General features: G+C 36.1%; 19 protein-coding genes. 14 read left to right on the forward strand and 5 right to left on the reverse strand.

Annotated features, from left to right (window positions below):
- Positions 1-306: 306 nt before the first annotated feature.
- From J7E66_RS01080 to J7E66_RS01105, 6 genes are all read left to right on the forward strand, one after another.
- A complete protein-coding gene (locus J7E66_RS01080) occupies positions 307-3,957 on the forward strand; it encodes a dynamin family protein (RefSeq protein WP_214997614.1) in 3,651 nt (1,216 codons plus the stop codon).
- A 30-nt stretch (positions 3,958-3,987) separates the two neighbouring features.
- Positions 3,988-4,815, forward strand: coding sequence for a sulfurtransferase (locus tag J7E66_RS01085; protein WP_214997615.1), 828 nt, complete (start codon positions 3,988-3,990; stop codon positions 4,813-4,815).
- A gap of 70 nt (positions 4,816-4,885) precedes the next feature.
- Positions 4,886-5,779, forward strand: a complete 894-nt coding sequence (locus J7E66_RS01090; RefSeq protein ID WP_214997616.1) for a 5'-3' exonuclease — start codon at positions 4,886-4,888, stop codon at positions 5,777-5,779.
- Positions 5,780-5,912: 133 nt separating this feature from the next.
- Positions 5,913-6,638 carry a serine/threonine-protein kinase gene (locus J7E66_RS01095; protein ID WP_214997636.1) on the forward strand — a complete coding sequence of 242 codons (726 nt, stop codon included), beginning with the start codon at positions 5,913-5,915 and terminating at the stop codon, positions 6,636-6,638.
- A 73-nt stretch (positions 6,639-6,711) separates the two neighbouring features.
- The gene (locus J7E66_RS01100) at positions 6,712-7,296 is read left to right on the forward strand and encodes a kinase (protein WP_214997618.1); all 585 of its coding nucleotides are present in this window, start codon (positions 6,712-6,714) and stop codon (positions 7,294-7,296) included.
- Between the two features lie 95 nt (positions 7,297-7,391).
- Positions 7,392-9,749: a YheC/YheD family endospore coat-associated protein gene (locus tag J7E66_RS01105; protein WP_214997619.1), complete on the forward strand. Its 2,358-nt coding sequence runs from the start codon at positions 7,392-7,394 to the stop codon at positions 9,747-9,749.
- A 12-nt stretch (positions 9,750-9,761) separates the two neighbouring features.
- Here J7E66_RS01105 and J7E66_RS01110 read toward each other — a convergent pair whose 3' ends face one another.
- Complete coding sequence (locus J7E66_RS01110; RefSeq protein WP_214997620.1) at positions 9,762-10,928, reverse strand: glycosyltransferase family 4 protein; 1,167 nt, start codon at positions 10,926-10,928, stop codon at positions 9,762-9,764.
- Positions 10,929-11,104: 176 nt separating this feature from the next.
- On the opposite strand from J7E66_RS01110, the gene J7E66_RS01115 reads away from it, so the two are divergent.
- The 3 genes from J7E66_RS01115 to J7E66_RS01125 are packed head-to-tail and all read left to right on the forward strand — an operon-like array spanning position 11,105 to position 14,474.
- Positions 11,105-12,190 carry a YheC/YheD family protein gene (locus J7E66_RS01115; RefSeq protein WP_214997621.1) on the forward strand — a complete coding sequence of 362 codons (1,086 nt, stop codon included), beginning with the start codon at positions 11,105-11,107 and terminating at the stop codon, positions 12,188-12,190.
- A gap of 24 nt (positions 12,191-12,214) precedes the next feature.
- Positions 12,215-13,438 carry an ATP-grasp domain-containing protein gene (locus J7E66_RS01120; protein WP_214997622.1) on the forward strand — a complete coding sequence of 408 codons (1,224 nt, stop codon included), beginning with the start codon at positions 12,215-12,217 and terminating at the stop codon, positions 13,436-13,438.
- 13 nt (positions 13,439-13,451) lie between these two features.
- The gene (locus J7E66_RS01125) at positions 13,452-14,474 is read left to right on the forward strand and encodes a YheC/YheD family endospore coat-associated protein (protein WP_214997623.1); all 1,023 of its coding nucleotides are present in this window, start codon (positions 13,452-13,454) and stop codon (positions 14,472-14,474) included.
- Positions 14,475-14,523: 49 nt separating this feature from the next.
- On the opposite strand, the gene sspL is transcribed toward J7E66_RS01125, so the two are convergent.
- Positions 14,524-14,661 (reverse strand): small, acid-soluble spore protein L, encoded by a 138-nt coding sequence (gene sspL / locus J7E66_RS01130; RefSeq protein WP_088088727.1) that lies wholly within the window; start codon positions 14,659-14,661, stop codon positions 14,524-14,526.
- An 84-nt stretch (positions 14,662-14,745) separates the two neighbouring features.
- On the opposite strand from sspL, the gene J7E66_RS01135 reads away from it, so the two are divergent.
- Both J7E66_RS01135 and J7E66_RS01140 read left to right on the forward strand, forming a co-directional pair.
- On the forward strand, positions 14,746-15,237 hold the full coding sequence (locus J7E66_RS01135) for a divergent PAP2 family protein (RefSeq protein WP_214997637.1): 492 nt from the start codon (positions 14,746-14,748) through the stop codon (positions 15,235-15,237).
- Between the two features lie 28 nt (positions 15,238-15,265).
- Positions 15,266-15,547, forward strand: coding sequence for a DUF6123 family protein (locus J7E66_RS01140; RefSeq protein WP_214997624.1), 282 nt, complete (start codon positions 15,266-15,268; stop codon positions 15,545-15,547).
- Between the two features lie 35 nt (positions 15,548-15,582).
- Here the strand turns inward: J7E66_RS01140 and J7E66_RS01145 are convergent, their stop codons facing one another.
- Together J7E66_RS01145 and J7E66_RS01150 are read right to left on the reverse strand one after the other, a co-directional pair.
- A complete protein-coding gene (locus J7E66_RS01145) occupies positions 15,583-16,512 on the reverse strand; it encodes a DMT family transporter (protein WP_214997626.1) in 930 nt (309 codons plus the stop codon).
- Between the two features lie 6 nt (positions 16,513-16,518).
- Positions 16,519-16,926 (reverse strand): reverse transcriptase-like protein, encoded by a 408-nt coding sequence (locus J7E66_RS01150; RefSeq protein ID WP_214997627.1) that lies wholly within the window; start codon positions 16,924-16,926, stop codon positions 16,519-16,521.
- A gap of 201 nt (positions 16,927-17,127) precedes the next feature.
- Between J7E66_RS01150 and J7E66_RS01155 the strand changes: the two genes are divergently transcribed.
- Together J7E66_RS01155 and J7E66_RS01160 are read left to right on the forward strand one after the other, a co-directional pair.
- Positions 17,128-17,784, forward strand: coding sequence for a reverse transcriptase-like protein (locus tag J7E66_RS01155; protein ID WP_214997628.1), 657 nt, complete (start codon positions 17,128-17,130; stop codon positions 17,782-17,784).
- Positions 17,785-17,804: 20 nt separating this feature from the next.
- Entirely contained in the window at positions 17,805-17,990 is a 186-nt protein-coding gene (locus J7E66_RS01160; RefSeq protein ID WP_168244852.1) for a zinc-finger domain-containing protein, read from the forward strand.
- Between the two features lie 74 nt (positions 17,991-18,064).
- Here J7E66_RS01160 and cspD read toward each other — a convergent pair whose 3' ends face one another.
- Positions 18,065-18,265: a cold-shock protein CspD gene (gene cspD / locus J7E66_RS01165; RefSeq protein WP_026563856.1), complete on the reverse strand. Its 201-nt coding sequence runs from the start codon at positions 18,263-18,265 to the stop codon at positions 18,065-18,067.
- Between the two features lie 274 nt (positions 18,266-18,539).
- Here cspD and J7E66_RS01170 point away from each other — a divergent pair, with 274 nt between their 5' ends.
- Positions 18,540-18,824, forward strand: a complete 285-nt coding sequence (locus J7E66_RS01170; RefSeq protein ID WP_214997629.1) for a hypothetical protein — start codon at positions 18,540-18,542, stop codon at positions 18,822-18,824.
- Positions 18,825-19,097 lie beyond the last annotated feature (273 nt).

Consider the following 19,097-nt stretch of genomic DNA (forward strand, 5'->3'; position numbering starts at 1 on the left):
CACCTATGTTAAACTTTGGTTATCGATGAAAATCATTCTCAATGAAGTCTGATAAGGAAGGTGTTACAATTGACTTTTGCTTTAGTTGGTGGAACGGTTATTATTTATGCATTTGTCATGAAGCACGTCTTAAAAAACGTTACACATTAAATTAATCGTGTATTTTGAGAGCCAGGGTCTTGCACCTTGGCTTTTTATCGTTTTTGGAAGAAATTTGTTTTAAGTAAAAGAAGTGTCAAGATAGGAAAAATTTGAATTATCGTATAAAATAAAAAATATTACAAAGTTGCTAAGGGGATTAAGTAAATGGTGAAAATAGCCAATCAAGAAGAAACCATCCAAACACTAAAAACTAAAATCGTTTCAGTATTTGAATATATAAACGAACAAGAAGATTATGAAAATGCGGAAAAAATAAAACAACTAGCAAAGAAGCTGAAGAACAAAGAGTTTATGATTGCATTTTGTGGCCATTTCTCTGCAGGGAAATCGACAATGATCAATCAACTCGTTGGAGAGAATTTACTTCCATCTAGTCCAATTCCGACAAGTGCAAACTTAGTGAAAGTAAAAGCTGGAGAAGAATATGCAAAGGTCTTTTTCAAAAATGAAAAGCCTCGCATCTATTTAGCTCCGTATGATTATGAATTAGTCAAAAATTATTGCAAAGACGGCGATCAAATTGAAGAAATTGAAATTAGTCACAGTGAAACAGGGTTACCCGATCATACGGTAATCATGGATACACCTGGAATTGATTCTGCTGATGATGCCCACCGGATTGCAACCGAATCAGCAATTCATCTTGCCGATATCGTTCTATATGTCATGGATTTTAACCACGTCCAAGCAGAGTTGAATTTTTTATTTACAAAGGAATTAACCCAAGCTGGAAAAGAGGTTTATTTAGTAATTAACCAAATTGATAAACACAATGATGAAGAACTGAGCTTCGATGAGTTTCAAAACAGTGTGGTGGATTCGTTTGCATCTTGGGGAGTGAAACCAGCAAGAATTTTTTATACTTCTTTGAAAAATAAAAACCATGCCTTCAATGAATTCAATGATCTTCAGGAATTTATTACAGACAAATTGGCCTCAAAAGACCAATTATTAATACCATCGGTTTTTCATTCCTTAAAAAAAATTACCCAAGATCATATTGCTCAATTAAGTAAATTAGATGAGCGTGAGCTAAGACCTATCGTTGAGGTATTGAATGAATTAACTGAGGAAGAAAAAAGTGAATTATCCAATAGTTCTCGAGAAATGGAAGAAAACCTCCAGACTTTAAAAGAGGGGGTAATCGGAACAGAGAAGGAATTTGATCATCAAATTGCCCAAATACTTAAAAACGCATACCTCATGCCATTTCAAACCAGAGAGTTAGCGGAGAGTTATTTGGAATCATGTCAACCGGAATTCAAAATTGGATTCATATTTTCCAAGCAAAAGACGTTGGATGAGAAGAATGTGAGGCTTGAACGCTTTCATCATGATATTCATGATAAAGCAAAATCTCAGCTCGAGTGGCACGTACGCGAATATTTACTGCGCACCTTAAAGGAAACGGGTCTTGACGGAGGAGATTTACAGGGCTTGGCGCAGTCTTATTCAATCGATGTGCAGGCAAACCTCTTATCCGATACTGTTAAAACTGGCGCACGAGTATCAGGTGAATATGTCCTACATTACACAGAAGACGTGGCTAATGAAATTAAAAAAATCGCACGACAAAAACTGGCTATTTTTAAGGAAGAGTTCCTAAAAGCATTAAAGCAACAAACAGCTAAATTAATTGGACAGTATGAACAGGAACTGAGCAAAAACGATCGATACCTAAATGCCTTGTCAGAACTGGAAAAGGTTAAGCAGAATGCTAAGTTGAAGGAAACAAAGATCGAAGAGTTATTAACACAAGATGATATTTTACAAGAAGATATTTATCATCTTTTTAGTCAGGACGAAGAAGAATATGAAGTGGTCAAAACACAGCTAAAGTCTGAAAACGGAAGTAGCAACATGAAAAACGATTTGAAAGGCAAAGTGATTGAGAGCGCGAAAAATGATTCAAAGGTACTTCCATCAGGCAATCATTTAGAGAGAACCGTCGAACGTCTAGTAAAGACTTCATCCTTAATTAGAGACCTCCCTGGTTTTTATAAGCTTTCTAAAGAATTATCCGAAAAAGCGGAAAGACTTGAAAACAAGGGATTTACCGTAGCATTATTTGGAGCATTCAGTGCAGGCAAATCTTCTTTTGCCAATGCACTTATGGGTGCTAAGATCCTGCCTGTTTCACCCAATCCAACGACTGCAGCCATTAACAAAATTAAACCTGTTACGGAAAGACATCCGCATGGCACCGTGCTTGTTAAGTTTAAGGAAGTATCAGCCATGCTTGAAGATGTAAATCGCTCATTAAGGGTTTTTGAACTCCAAGCAGATGATTTTGATGGTGCGGTCAAAAAAATTGACCAGGTTATGCTTCAAAAACAGCAAGAAGGCGGTGTCTTGGAGAAGACACATATTGCTTTCTTACAGGCATTTACTAGAGGTTATCAATCATTTGGTAATTCTTTGGGAAGCGTTCTTGAAACAGACTTAAGTGAATTTACCGATTTCGTTGCTAATGAAGAAAAATCCTGCTTCGTAGAATGGATTGAGCTCTACTACGAATGCGAGTTAACTAATAAAGGAATTACTCTGGTTGATACACCAGGAGCGGATTCTATCAATGCCCGCCATACAGGTGTCGCTTTTGATTACATTAAAAATTCGGATGCATGTTTTTTTGTTACCTATTACAATCATGCATTTTCGAAAGCAGATCGTGAATTTTTAATCCAGCTTGGACGTGTAAAGGAATCCTTTCAAATGGATAAAATGTTCTTTATTATTAATGCCATTGACCTTGCTGAGAATGAAGAAGAAAAGGAAACCGTTATTGAATATGTCGAGGAGCAGCTTAGCAAATATGGAATAAGAAATCCTCATCTCTATCCTGTATCAAGCTTGCTGGCGTTAAAAGAAAAGGAGACACCAAATCCTATTTCGGAATCTGGAATGGCTAACTTTGAGCAGGCCTTTTATCATTTTATTACTAATGAACTAACGGAAATGGCTATTTCCTCTGCAGAAAAAGAAATAACCCGGGTTCATGATTTAATTGATAAACTTATCAAAAGTTCACAGGAAGACCAAACTGTAAAAGAGAGAAAACGCGGGACTATTGAAAAACAAAAAGCAGATATCTTAGTGTCATTGAAAAACCAAACGATTGAAATCTTGCAAAATCGTTTGTACCAGGAAGCAGAAGAGTTAGTTTATTACATTAAACAAAGAGTCTTCCTCCGCTTTGGGGATTTCTTTAGGGAGTCATTTAATCCCGCCATACTAAAGGATGATGGTCGTCATTTGAAAAAAGTATTACTAGCTGCACTGGATGAATTTCTCGAAAGTCTAGGCTTTGATTTTGCTCAGGAATTGCGGGCAACGACAGTTCGCCTGGAAAGATTTGCCGAAAAGCAATTGGCTGATTACCAATCAGGTCTCATCCGAAATTTACAAGAAATCAATCAAGACCTTTCCTTTTCAGCATTTGAAGTGAAGCATCAACAAGCAATCGAATTTCCTATCGCTTTTAAAGATATGAATAAACAATTATTTGCTAAAGCCTTGTCGTACTTTAAAAATCCAAAATCATTTTTTGAAAAAAATGAAAAAAAATTCATGAGTGATGAACTGTATCAAGTGCTGAATTTGCCTGCGGATGAATATCTATCGAATGGAGCTCACCGTTTAAAAACACATTATTCAGATGACATAACAAAGGAATTCAATCGGCTAATAGAACAAATGAACGAACAAGTAAATGATTTTTATTTGAGTTATCTTTCAGCCTTAGATGGCGGAATTTCTATTGAATATTTAAGGGAAATACAAAAAAACTTATAAAGTATTAATCAATGACGAGGAGGAAGCTGCGTGAAATTTGTTAAAGACAAAGAATGGTTATTGAAAAGCTTAACCGAGAGCAATGTCAGGGTTGTCGATTGCCGGTTTTCATTAGCTGAACCAGAAAAAGGGAGACAGGAATATTTAAAAGGTCATTTACCTAGCGCAGTTTTCTTTGATTTAGAAAAAGATTTATCAAGTCCAGTTCAAGTCCATGGCGGACGGCATCCTTTGCCTAGACTTGAGGAATTTATCATGAAACTTGAGAAAGAGGGAATTAATGAAAACACAGTCGTTGTAGCCTATGATACTGGTGAAGGGGCGTATGCAGCCCGCTTTTGGTGGCTGCTTCAATACCTTGGTCATGAAAATGTTTATGTACTTGATGAGGGATTTAATGGATGGGCAGCAGCAAATTATCCAGTAACAAAAGATATTCCTTCATTTGAAAAGGTAAAATTCCATTGCAACTTAAAGCCGGAATTACTAGCAACTACAGAAGAAGTAAAAGAAGTAGTCGAAAAACAGCTGGAAAACAAGATATTAATCGATTCAAGGGAATCAAAAAGATATCTAGGGCTAGAAGAACCGATTGATAAAAAAGCCGGTCACATCCCTGGTGCCATAAATAAGCCGTGGATGGAGGGGATTCGTGGCGGGCGATATAAACAAGCTGAGGAACAGAGACAAAGGTTTTCAGATATCGAACCTAATATGGATATTATTGTTTACTGTGGATCTGGGGTCACGGCCACACCTAATTACTTGGCATTAAAGGAGGCTGGATTTAATAAAGTAAAGCTTTATGTCGGAAGCTTTAGTGATTGGATTTCTTATGCGGATCATAAAATAGAATAATCTTTCAGGCCAACTTATGTTATAATGGAAAGCGTGTTGTTTTTAAACGACACCAATAAGGAGGTCCAATATGACAAATCAAAAGCCTTCACTTATGCTTGTTGATGGAATGGCGTTGCTATTCCGAGCTTTTTACGCTACGGCAGTTACAGGACAATTTATGATAAATTCAAATGGAACACCGACCAATGGAATTCATGGCTTTGTTAAGCATTTATTCACGGCAGTTTCATCATTTAAACCTTCCCATCTCGCAGTTTGTTGGGATATGGGCAGTAAGACCTTTCGTACTGAATTATTCTCAGATTATAAAGGTAATCGCGGTGATGCTCCGATAGAGCTTATCCCACAATTTGATTTAGTAAAAGAAGTGGTTGCTTCCTTTGATATCCCCAATATTGGATTAGCAGGCTATGAAGCAGATGACTGCATTGGAACAATCGCTAAGCAATCAAAGGACTTTGCCGATGTGTCCATCCTAACCGGTGACCAGGATATGCTGCAACTGCTTGATGATAGTATTTCTGTTATTTTGTTGAAAAAAGGTTATGGAAATTACCTGGTTCATACACCAGATTCCTTCTTTGAAGAAAAAGGAATTACTCCTCGGCAGATGATAGATTTAAAAGCCCTCATGGGGGACCCTAGCGATAATTATCCTGGCGTAAAAGGGATAGGAGAGAAGACAGCCCTTAAGCTCTTACAGGAGTTTGAACATATTGAGGGCATTATCTCTAATTTAGATCGATTATCAAAGTCAAATAAGACTAAAATTGAGCAAGATTTAGACATGCTTCATTTGTCGAGACTGCTTGCTGAAATAAAATGCGATGTTCCAGTGAGCTGTTCATTGGATGATGCAGGACTTCGTATTGAAAAAGAAAAAGCATTGAATAAGTTAATGGAATTAGAACTTCGTGGAGTGCAACGGCTCTTGCCAATAGACGAAGCGTATGTTTCCTGAAAAAATAAGGTTGTCCATTAGAGACAACCTTATTTTTTATGGATAAACATACAGGAATTCTTGTCTTACTAATAATAAGATATAAAAAACAGGGGCCACAAAGGGGGGGGGAGCTACATTCGAAAAGTACACACTGGATCATCAAACTTTAGGTAAGGGTGCGACAAGCCTTGTCTTTCTTGGTCTGAATCAACGAAATGAAAGGGTAGTAATAAAAAAGGTGGATAGCAGAAGAGAAGCAGAACAAGAGAGCGATATACTAAGAAGCTTACCGGTTCATAAACATATCATCACCTGGCTAGATTTTTTTGAGGATGAACATAAAGGGTATATTGTTTTAGAATATCACGAAGGGGGAAGGCTGGGGCATTTTAAAAAAGGGATTATCCATGATCAAAAATTAGCCGTTCAAATAACAATTAACATCCTTAAAGGGTTAAAGGAGATCCACCAACATGGCATTCTCCATTGCGATATTACTCCACATAACATTTTAATTTGTAATGATGACCCCCAAACAGTAAAAATCATCGATTTCGGCTCTGCTGTCCGCACAAATGACTCTGGTGAATATATTGGAAATCATCGAGGGGCAACGAGATGGTATCGACCACCTGAGCTTAAGAAACAAAATCATATCTTTACTGCTAATTTAAACTATTGCTCAGATTTATATAGTGTTGCATGTGTATGTTTGTACCTGTTAACTGGTTTTGCACCGTATCGAAAAAAACAGGCGTGCAAACAGATTCCCAATCAGAAATTACAAAAGGTTCTGAGGAAATCAACAAGAAAGCATAAACTCAAACGGTATCAATCGGCACAAGAATTTATTGATGCACTTCTACCATTTTCATAAAAGGTAGTCTCTGGATATGCTTTAACAGGAAGCACAAAACAATAATAATTTCCATTAAAGGAGATAATGCAAGTTGAATGATTTTACCCAAATTGTTGTTACGCCGGGAAAACCAGTTCAGGTTCAAACCAATCCAACCGACTATCCACTCATTGGAAAAGGATTACAAGGTGCAGTGTTTAAACTATCCGAAGACCGATGTGTGAAAATTTATTCAAAACAAATATATTGCCTTCGAGAAAAGAAGGTACTACAACAAATCGGTGAAAAAACTGCCATTTTACCAGAGGTTTATGAAGCGGGAGAAAATTTTATTATAATGGAATACCTTGCTGGACCTTCCTTACAAGAATATCTTGAAAAATCAAAGACAATTTCCGAGGATTTAACAGTTGAAATTATCAATTTAATAAAAGAACTTAGAAGTTTACAGTTTATGAGAATTGATTTCTCCTTACGACACACCATCTATGATATAAATGGAAAGTTGAAAATCATAGATCATGTTAATTCTTTTAAAATTCAAAGGTCGTTTCCAAAACGACTTTTCAAAGACTTAAAACAATTGGGTTTATTGGCAACGTTTTTAGAGCATGTAAATAATCAAGAGCCTGACCTCTATAAACAATGGAAGAAATCGTTGAAAATAAAAGACTAATATCAGCGGGTTACTCCCATATGCCTATACAGTTTCATAGAATCATGAATAGAAATATTTTAAATGACCTGAAAATGATTGAAGGTGACTGAGTAATGGATGAAAAGTCTATTGGCATTATTTTATCAAAACGGCAATGGAATAGGCTGGCCCAAGAGGAATTAAACGATGATGATTCCTATGTTTTACAATATGCAAAAGCGGGCGAAGAGTTAAATTTTGACGTACTATTTATTAATATTGAAGGATTGCTGGTAAAAGAGCGTAAGGGAAATGCAATTATGATAAAGGATGAGGAGATCGTTTTACTAGGTTTCGTTGATATTCCGTCAATTATCTATAATCCCACAAATTATCATCGTAAGAAAAACAATCGGACAATCTTTGAACTCGCACAGCAAACAGGTGTAACTCTAATAAATGAAAAGAATAATATTAAGAATAAGCATTTCCTAGAATTGATAGCAACACACCCTGCACTAAAGGATTTTAATTTAATAGCGGAAAATCAAATTCCAACTTCATTTAGTTTTTACGTTTTAGGACAAAAAGATTGCCATCATCAATGGACGACTCCGATTATTTATGCAAAGAATAATGACCAAGTGTTAACCTTTAAGGAAGCCTATCTGCTACTTACCGGTGATCACCAAATGCAAGAAGAGACACAAGAGTACCTTTATGAAGTAACCCACCGTATTTTAGAAATTCTTCACTATTATTATCCAAGAATTTATGAAATCGGTCTTCAATTTGTCGGGATGGAAACTGGTGAAATTCGAATTCATTCCACTTGTCCTATCTTTACCATTGTGAAAGACTTAAGTTATAGCAACAAAAAAGTAGTGGGTATGATTCTTAAGTGGCCGATTGATCTAGCAAAAGAAATCAAGGAATTGAAAAACGATGAAAAGACAATGGATACGTATAGTGGAGAAACTGAGGCAACCGTTCAGGTAAGCAGTGGAGAATTACACGACGATAATATTACGCCATTTACCAGGAAATCAAGTCAGCTTTTTGAGAATGTTTGGGTGAAATTTAAAGTTTTTCAAGACCATGAAATGATAATGAAATTACCTAACCGAATTACAGAAAGCTGGAGGGAACAACCTGAAATTGTAAAATTTGGGGTAAATGAGCTGCCATGTCACTTTGTAAATTACGAAGAAGCAATTCCGCTAAGACATAATTCCTATCAAAATCCCATAGAGCTATTTGTTTCCGACACTCTAGTAGAATATCTGCATCTTCCTGTTGACCTAGTTTATCAAATCCAATTTTCAGAGGGAAAGGCAATTATCGGTCCAACAATTGGCTTACTATTAGGTGAAAAAAATCACGTTTATAATTTGGATTATATGGAGAAATTCAATGACCGTTTTGGTGAATACCATCGCTATGGCGGAGTAACGATCGCCTTTTCAGCAAGGTCAGTCGACTGGGAAAAGAGAATTGCATATGGGATGATCTATGACCCAGTAAAAAAACATTGGCGCTATGGTTCTACTCCGATTCCCTCTACTATATACCGTAGAAATTTCCATCAAAAGAAAGATAATATTAGACAACTAGTGGAAATAACCAATAATAATTTATTTAACTCCTACCACTTTAAAAAATCAGATCTTTATTTATTAAAAAATACCCCAGAAATTAAACAACACTTACCTGCAACTTTCCTTTTAAATAACATGGAAGAATTAATTGACTTTTTAATAGAAAATAAGAAGATTATTTTAAAGCCTGTTAGCTTATCAAGAGGACGCGGAATTTTCATACTAGAATTAAATGACGAAACAGAAGGTTTTAGTTTATACGATTATCGGAGTATGACAAAGGTACAACACAGATTGAAGGATAAAGAAGGTTTACAAGTATTATTAAAGGAGTTTGGAATTTTTAAACAGGAGTATTTATATCAAACCTACATTCCGCTTTTAAAGGTAAATAATCGAGCCCTTGATGTCAGGGTTGTGATGCAGAAATATAACAAAGGGAAGTGGCAATGCACTGGAATTGAATGCAGGGTTGCTCGAGAAGATGAGGATCTAACTAATATTGCTCGGGGTGGAGAAGCGATGACATTAGAAACAGTTATAAAGAAGTCTTCTCAAGACCTCAGCTATTCACTTGTTTATCGGAATATATTAAACCTTTGTCAAAGGTTTTGCCGCATCATGGATCAAAGAAATGATCATTTCGCTGAATTTGGTATAGATATTGCTTTAGATGAAGTGGGCTTCCCGTGGATTCTTGAAGCAAATATATATCCTAGCTTCAAAGGCTTTAAGAAATTGGATTATGATACGTATTTAAAAATTCGTAATCAACCAATGTTTTATGCAGTTCAAATTCAAGGGTTTCAAATTCTTGATGAAGATGCATTTAAAAATACTTTTCACTTCCAAAAAGAGTATATTTTTTATAGTCATTCACGTCCCTTTTCATAAAGGGACGTTCTTTTATTTTTCAGATACATTTTGGTTATATAATTGGAGGATACGGTTAGCACTTTTTTCCCATGTGAAACTTTCCTTCACTCTATCTATACTGTTAAGACCTAACCTTTTAATTCTTTTGGGATTATTTAAGAGCTGAATAACACAATTGGATAGTTCCACTTCAATGTTTTGAGTATTGATCAAATACCCCGTCCTGCCATGTTCAATAACCTCTGGCATTCCCCCAATATTCGTTGCGATCACGGGGACACCACATGCCATTGCCTCCACATTCACTAATCCAAATGCTTCATGTCCAATTGAGGGTACTAATACAATCTCTGCCGCCTCAAACCAAATGTGGATTTCCGCATGTGGAATAAACGACATAAACTTGACATGCTCTGGGAAATCCTTTGCTAACGCATGCAATTTATCAACATAGCTTGTTCTTCTTTCTGAACCATAAAAGGCGCTTCCGGCAATAATTAATATGGTGTCAGGCACCGCTTGAATAATGGAAGGCATCGCTTGAAGTATTTTATGAATGCCCTTTATTTTTCTTAAACGTCCGACAAATAGGATGATTTTCCTTCCTTCGAGGTTTAATTGTTTAATAAAATTCTCTATTTTACTTTTTTGATCGATGGACCATTTCGAATGAAATTGTGTTATATCCACACCTAAATAATTAACAATGACTTTATTTTCCTCACAACCAGTTTGAACAATTAAATAGTTTTTAAGAAAATGGCTGTTAACAATGATCTTATCAGCTTGATGAAGACAACTAATTAACTCTTCCTTTTCAATATGTGGACTTGAAATAAACATGGTCGAGTGCAGTGACAACCAAATTTGAGCTTTTTGAAACTTGTTCCGAATGATGGGAATATATTTAGGGCGATTTTCAATTTGGATGATATCAGGATTGATTCTTGATAACTTAGGAATGACCTTTGTGAGGTACCTTGTCCAATTTTGATAAGGAAACCGGATAAAAGAAATATTTCCTTGGTTTTCAGTAGAGGCCATTCCTTTAGCCTTTTTCCCAAATATTGTGAAATCAACATCGTTTTGAAGAATGTTTGTTTGCATTTCAACCACTGTTTCAACTGAACTTGCACGAGAGGATGGAATAGGGAAGGAACCAGGGGTAATAATGGCTACCTTTGGTTTAGTTCTCATAAAGCAAAACACCTCTTAGATTAATGTAAGTTAGTGTATTCACGTATTTAATGAATGTTTCAAAATAATTCGGGTTTTTATCTCTCCAAATATACAACTTTTGCATTTAATAGTACGAAAGAAGTTTATTTATTTAACCTGAAAGTAAACCCTATTAATAAGGCGGGGAAAATAGCTTGGAACAGCAATTTATTGGAATTATAATCAGCTCGCAATTATATAGAGAACTTGACCGCGGTAATCAACCAAAAGTCTTGGCTTTCTATGAGGAAGGGGGCAAAATAAATAATCTGATTCCTGTTTATCTTCGTTTGGAGGATTTACAGCCTGGTGAACCAGAGACAACGGGTTTTGTGATGAATATCAACGGTGAGTATCAGAAGTACACTATACCTAAACCATTTGTGATTCATAACAGAGGGTATCATTGGACGAAGGATGCCAAGAAACAGATAAAAATGCTACTAGCTGAAGGCTTAATCATTTTTAATGAATGGAATCAATATGGGAAACACAAAGCTCATAAGTTATTAATGGAAAGTGAAGAGATTAGACCACACCTCCCAGAAACGGTTCGATTCAATCTTGGTAATATGGTCAAAATGATGGGAAAACATAGGGAGTTAATCATAAAACCAAACAGTGGAACATTTGGAAAACGTAACATGAGAGCAACACGCCTTAACGATACAGAGTGGTTGTTATCCTATCCCCAACAAGACATGTGGCAAGAAGAAATGTATTCTGCGGACCAATTACCTTTGAAGATAGGATCTTTGCTCACAAGCGGGCTGTATATAATTCAAGAGAGAATTCAACTTGCAGAATATAATAATAATCCATTTGACCTTCGGGTAACCGTCCAACGAAATAAGGATGGAGAATGGCAAGTGACAGGGATGGTGGGGAAAGTAGCAAAAACAGGCAGCTTTGTTACAAATGTTGCTAGAGGTGGTATCTGCATTTCTCTTGAAGATATCCTTAGAAGCCTTCCATACCTTGATGAAAAACAGGTCGTAGCTGACGTGAAACAGGTATCACTAATGGTTGCCAAACAGATGGGCAATCAAATTGATAACCTAGCAGATCTTGGGCTTGATGTCGGGATTACAGCAGATGGTTTTCCAATGTTTATTGAATGTAATGCGCGAGATCTAAGGTTAGCATTTCGTCATGCTTTAATGTTCGAAACATGGCGAGAAACCTACATTACCCCAATATGCTATGGGAAATATTTGTTGACTAAAAGAAATAGCCAATAAAAAACAAAGAGGAAGTAGGTTGGTATGCAAACAATTGTCTTTATTGGAAGTAACAAATCAGGAACGAGCCGAGAAGCTCTGAGTATTTCAACAACTATGGGTTATTATACTGTTTTGTTAACGAACAGAAGAGAATTTATAAAGCAAGAGAAAGAATTCCCTGAAGTACATCAAATGGTATATGTCGAAAATCTAATGGATAAGGAGATGATTTTTTCAATAATTAATAACCTTGAAGAAGATAGAAAACAAATCTGTGCTGTTATTAGTTTCATTGATCCATTTGTCTCTTTTGCGGCGCGAATCTCGAAAAAATTAGGACTTTTTCAAATGTCCACGGATGCTTTGGCAATCATGGAGGAGAAAACTCGTTTTCGTGAACACCTTAAAACACTGCCTGTTACACCAAAGTTTACAATTTTTCAAAGAGAACAGTCTATTCAAAAATTTGTTGCGGAAAATCAATGTCATTTACCACTAATATTAAAGTCTCCTGTATCAAATGGGTCAAAGGATGTATTATTGGTTGAAACCTGCTCAGAGTTAAAAGAAGGATTGGAGTACTTAAATAAAAAATTCCCTTCTATTCCGGTACTAATTGAAGAATATTTGATTGGAACGCAATATCTAATCGAAGTCATCGTTAAGGATGGGCTGATTGCTATGGTGGCAGTAATTGAACAAGAGGTCTTAAATGGTGATCGCTTTATTATTACCGGGTATTGTTATCCGGCCGTACTAGAAAATGAGACTTTAGAGGAATTAGAAGTTGCAGTTGCAAGTATTATTCAAGTACTTGAATTAGAAAATGGAACTTGTCATTTAGAAATGAGGCTTATTGAAGGGAAGTGGAAGTTAATAGAAATAAATCCAAGAATGTCGGGCGGAGCAATGAATAAAATTATTGAAGAGGGTACTGGAATCAATTTAATTAAAGAAACACTTAAACTCTTCTTAGGGCTAGATCCCGTCTTAAAAGCAACGAAAAAGTCGCATGTTTATGCAAAATTTCTTACTGTTAATTCAAGGGGCCGACTCATAAAAGTAACAGGAAAAACTAAAGCCTTAAATTATGATGGTGTAAAGGAAGTTTATGTGAAACCAAGAAAAGGGGCGATCTTAACAAAGCCGTATTCACTCGGTGATCGCTATGCCTATGTGATTGCCAGCGCTGATACACCTGAACAGGCCAAGGAGATTGCATTAATAGCTTCGAAAGAAATCAAGTTTTACTTAGAGCCATTTTAAGGATGTGATGATTTTGAAGTCGATTGGGATGCTTCACTATCGAAAAAATCCGCTAGAAGTTAAAAAAGCTTATCCCTTTGCTGCTGTCGCAAAAATGGAGGGAATCCCCTTTTTTTATTTTTCTTACAACAATGTTGATTTTAATCATTTGAAAATTAATGGCTGGGTGTATCAAAATGGTGAATGGACACAAAAAGTTATCGACTTTCCAACAGTCATCATTAACAGCTGCAACCCTAAAACGAAAAGACAATCCACCATTTTGAAAAAATTAAAGCAATATGCTATTTTTACAAGTTATCCTGTTGGAAATAAGTTTAAAGTGTACAAAAAAATCTTTAATGCGAAAGAATTCTCCAGTTATTTGATTCCTTCCACAAAATTAAATCATTCACAAAAATTTATCTCTTTTTTCCAGGAACATTCTCGAGTTGTAATTAAACCAGTAACCGGTAATCAAGGTAAAAAAATATTATTTATCGAAAAACTTAATGAAAAGCAACTGTTCAAATTAACCGAGGGTCAGAAAGTTAGCGTACTTAACCAAAAAGAAATGGAGGTTCTAATTGAAGGGCTGGTCCTTGAGCAAAAATATTTGCTTCAGCCTTTTATTGAATGTAAAACAAAAGCCGGATTAACCTATGATTTTCGCTTGCATGTTCAAAAAAATGGATGTGGTTTTTGGGAAATTACCTTAATTTATCCACGGATCAGCGGCAACGCCCAATTGATTAGCAATATTAGCAGCGGAGGGTACCGCGGTGACTTAGAAACTTTTCTTTTAGATGAATTTGGGGAAGAGTCAGATCGAATAAAAACAGTTCTAGAGCAATTTGCATTAACATTTTCTGCTCATTTCGACACATTATACGCACATTCCTTTGATGAACTGGGTATTGATGTTGGAATGGATCAACTCCAAAGGCTATGGTTATTTGAAGTCAATTGGAGGCCAGGTTGTAAGCATAGGGAATTTGAAGTGGCCAGGCGGCTTATTCCTTATTGCATCTATCTTGCGAATAGGCAAAAACTTTAAATAGAAACTAGCTGTCTCGACAAGGGACAGCCAGTTTTTATGTTTGCGTCTATTTAGTGTTTTTTTTCTTTGCTGCATTTTCTAGTTTACTTTTTGGTTCTTCAGCGAACTCCGCATCTTGACCATATCCTTGAGGATTAACCCCTGGAGCTTTGACACCTCGATTAGTTTGACCATTTTTACCCATCTACGTTCACCTCCCACTTTTTTAGTATTTCCATGTGGAATAATAAAACACGGGCTTTCGAACAATATTAGCAGGGGTGATATGATGAACAAGGGTGTTTATTTAGCACTTTTCAGCATGGGACTAGCACAAGGGATGAAAATTCCTATACATTATTATAATAAGAAAGAATGGCGTCCAGAGTTGTTTTTTGGTACCGGTGGGATGCCTAGCTCACATTCAGCAGGGGTTTCTACATTAACAACATACATTGCAATGCAGCGTGGACTGCCAACCTTTGATTTTGCCCTTTCCCTCATCTACGGCTTAATTGTCATGTATGATGCGCAAGGGGTAAGAAGGCAAACAGGGGAGCTAACATTAAAGGTGAATTCAATGAATGAATTAATAGAAAAAATTCATAAAGAGGAAAGTGTTGAATTTAAACAGGACTCTCCAAAAAAGCTAAAAGAAATGTTAGGCCATGAGCCCGAAGAAGTTGTTGGAGGGGCAATTCTAGGTGTTTTGGTGGGAGTCATTGGTCACTTATGTACAAAAAAGAATAGAAAATTATCAAAATTTAAGTTAAGATTCTAAGGGATGTTCACAGTTTGTTGGGAGAGGGATGGCAAAGTTATTGGGAACAGTCGAAGATTATTTGCACCACTTGGAAGGAAAAGGATTTCAATTCCAAGAGGATGCAATTGGCTTTATATTTTTTGGGAAACACTACACAAATGCTTCTGATGAGATGAGTATTACAGCCATTGAACTGACATTAAAAGCGCAAAAAAGTTTTGATGGCAGTTTTTATGTATCCTTACTGGAAACATTAATTTCGAACAGGATCAACTCAAGGAAAGATGCCATTAGGTTCGTTAAAGAAAAGGAACTGTTAGCGATATAATTAGGAAAAAACTCCCTTCTCTGAAAGGGAGTTTTTTATGAGACCCTATCCTCAAAGGGCTTGTTTTTTCTAAGTAAAGGGATTTTGTTTGTTGGCATCTCAGCAAAAATCATTCCTGCAAAAATGAGGCAGCATCCAACTAAGGCACTATAGGAAAGTCGTTCATTTGCCCAATAAAAACCTGTAATCGCGGCAAATACCGGCTCCATTGCAAAAATTAACGCAACTCGTGTTGCAGAAGTGTATTTTTGAAAATTTGTTTGAATCAAAAATGCCAGTGCTGTTGCAAATATGCTTGTGATTACAAGGGCAACTAGAACATCTTGCTTGAGTAATATATGTAGATTAAATGACTTTTTCCAATCATCAAAAAAGAAAGAGGATAAAATCGATAAAAGGGCAACTGTTGAAATTTGAATGACTGTTAACAGCAAGGTTGGATATTTATTACTAAACTTACCTGTATAGATGATCTGTAGTGCGAAACTGATGGCGCAAATGAAAACGAAACCATCACCTCTATTTAATGAAGTAACATCCGTCATCGTCAGTAGGAATAAGCCAATGGTCGCAGTTAACACGCCCAAGACAGCATTCCTGTTCGGAAACTGCTTTAATAACATCATTGAAAATATTGGAACAAGGACAACATTTAACCCTGTAATAAAACCAGCTTTGGAAGAAGTTGTATATAAAAGGCCGATTGTTTGGGTAGCATAACCAAGGAAAAGCCAAAATCCGATAAATATACCTGATAAAAGCAGTTTTAAATTCAATTGTTTTAACTGTTTTTTTTCAAATATTACAAGGCAGAAAATCAATAAAATCGCTGCCGCAAGAAAGCGAATGCTATTAAAGGAAAATGGTTCAAGAAAATCAATCGCATTTTGGACTAACACAAAAGTGCTGCCCCAGATGATCGTTACAAGGAGCAAACTTAAATCTGCAAATATAGGTTTTTTCATGATGTATCATTGCTCCTCGGGAATATTTTTTCTTATTGCCTGCCTTGCTAGTTCATCCGCCGCTTTATTTTCAGCACTTGGGATCCATTTCATAAAAAATAATTGAAATTTCTTTGATAAGTGTAATGCCTGTTCAAATAATGGTAAGTATAGTTTGTTTTTTACAAATTCTTTTTCTATCGCATTGTTAACTAATTGAGAGTCGGTCCGAAATGACACGACTTCATTTTCAAATCCCTTTTCTAAACATATTTCCAATGCCTTAATAAATGCATGATATTCTGCTTCATGATTCGTCATTTTTCCTAATGGAATCGAATATTTTTCTGTAATACCGTTTCCTTTAATAAATATCCCGGCCCCACTTGGTCCAGGATTTCCAGCACTAGCCCCGTCAATATAAACCTCAATCAATTCTGTTTCCTCCATAAACTTAATATTGAAAGTTTATCATATTTCTTTTAAGTCAGAAAATATTTATTCTTATAACTACTATGAAGAAGTGGGTATGATAAGAATATATATCAGAATAGGTTAGAATGATGTAGTCGATATAGTGTCATGGAATATGTTATTTAAAAAGCCCTTGAATTCTTTTTAGAAAGGTTGAGGACATTGAACTATAGATTAGAGTGGATGTATAAAATTAAAAGTAATGAAAAGGTACAGTTTTCCTCTGAAATGGTATCAGGTGAAACGGCTATACAAATTGGTGAAGAGCTTGAAATGACTGGGAAGGTATCTGATTTGTTTTTTTATGATGAAAAGGGAACATCATGGATCTTAAAGGAAATGAAAAAGTTGATGACCGAAATTGAAGATGATCCTCATGAAATAACTGTTTACTTTGATGGAGGGTTTCAAAAGGAAACAAATCAAGCAGGTCTTGGGGCTGTAATCTTTTTTAAGCAGGGGAAGAAGAAATACCGTATCCGAGCCAATGAACGGATTGATGAATTGGAAACAAATAATGAAGCAGAGTATGCTGCTTTTTATTATGCACTAAGTATTTTAGAGGATTTAGGAGTTCATCATTTATCTTGTGAATTTAAAGGTGACTCCCAAGTGGTTTTAAAACAGCTGGAAGGGGATTGGCCTTGTTATGAAGATACGCTTAATAGCTGGCTTGACAGAATAGAGGAAAAAATTAGAACGCTTGGTTTAGTCCCTAAATATACGTCCATTGCTAGAAAAGATAACAAAGAAGCTGATAAATTGGCGACACAAGCATTAGAAGGAAAAGAAATTTTTGCAAAAACATTGATTCTTTAGGAAATGGGTGTGAAACTCTTGTGAAGGACTTAAACAAAAGGCAATTATTGGTTCATGTAGAATCCTTAATGGTTCAATACTGTGAAGGCTGCTTTTTACACCAGCATTTGAAAAAAGAAGGTGGGCGGAGAGCAGCACACCGGTTTTGCATTTCAAAGTGTACAGTGGGAGAACAACTTCAGGAGTATGGGAAGAAACTGAGTTGAAAATTCACCTAAGTCCTGTCAGCGCCTATTAAAAAGGCTGACGAAAACGTCAGCCCTTGATTGATTATTTTAGATTATAGTTTTACAACGTTAGCTGCTTGTGGTCCACGGTTTCCTTCAACGATTTCAAAAGAAACTTCTTGGCCTTCTTCTAAAGATTTGAAGCCTTCGCCAGTGATAGCGCTGAAGTGTACGAATACATCGTCGCCGCCTTCTACTTCGATAAAACCAAAACCTTTTTCATTGTTGAACCATTTTACTTTACCGTTTTGCATTTACTTCTTCCTCCTAAGCCTTTCAAGCCACCCTTATTGGTGCCAAAGATAAATATTATCACGCAGCCACTTGCTATGCATATATAGTTACATGATGCTTTAAATATACAATAATGAAAATTTACAGTCAAGGAATGACTTGTCTCTTTTATTGAAATTATGGTAGTTTCTATGAAAATATTTAAGTGTCTGATTTTGTCCGTATCCCTAACATGAAAAATACCTCTGCATCATATCTTAAATTAATCAATTTATTTACAGAGGCGGGGATAGGATGTACCGATTTTCCATTGAAGGCGATGAGTGGATATTAAGATTTTCACCCCAAGTTTATATTGATTCTGATGAAAAGCAGACCATTTTATTTGCACTGCTCCATATGGGGTTAGACCTAGATAATTATTCACATGGAAATGCCTTTATCATATTTACAAAGAAAATTGGTGCAATTGTGTTCAATGTGGAGAGAATTCCATCCTTAATTTTAACTGTTTCGAATATTATCCCCGAGGATAATTGGTTTAGTCAGGATCTCCCTTCAATAAAGCCGTTGAGTTAACAATAGCAAGCATTATGGATGATCATTTGATCACTCAGATTGTCGAGAAAGGGTATTTATCTCGGCAATTTTTTATTCTCGCATTTAATTATTCATAGTACCTGCTAATGGGCCTGTTGATTTCCGCTCTAGGCACTTCGCTTTCCGCGGGCGGTCTGGGGAGCCTCCTCGGCGCTAGCGCCTGCGGGGTCTCCCCAGCCCCGTCCTCGAGGGCACTGAAAAACTTACGTTTTTATTTTTTATGGTTGAACAAAAGACAAAAAAAGCAACTTT

Source organism: Bacillus sp. ISL-7 (assembly GCF_018613065.1).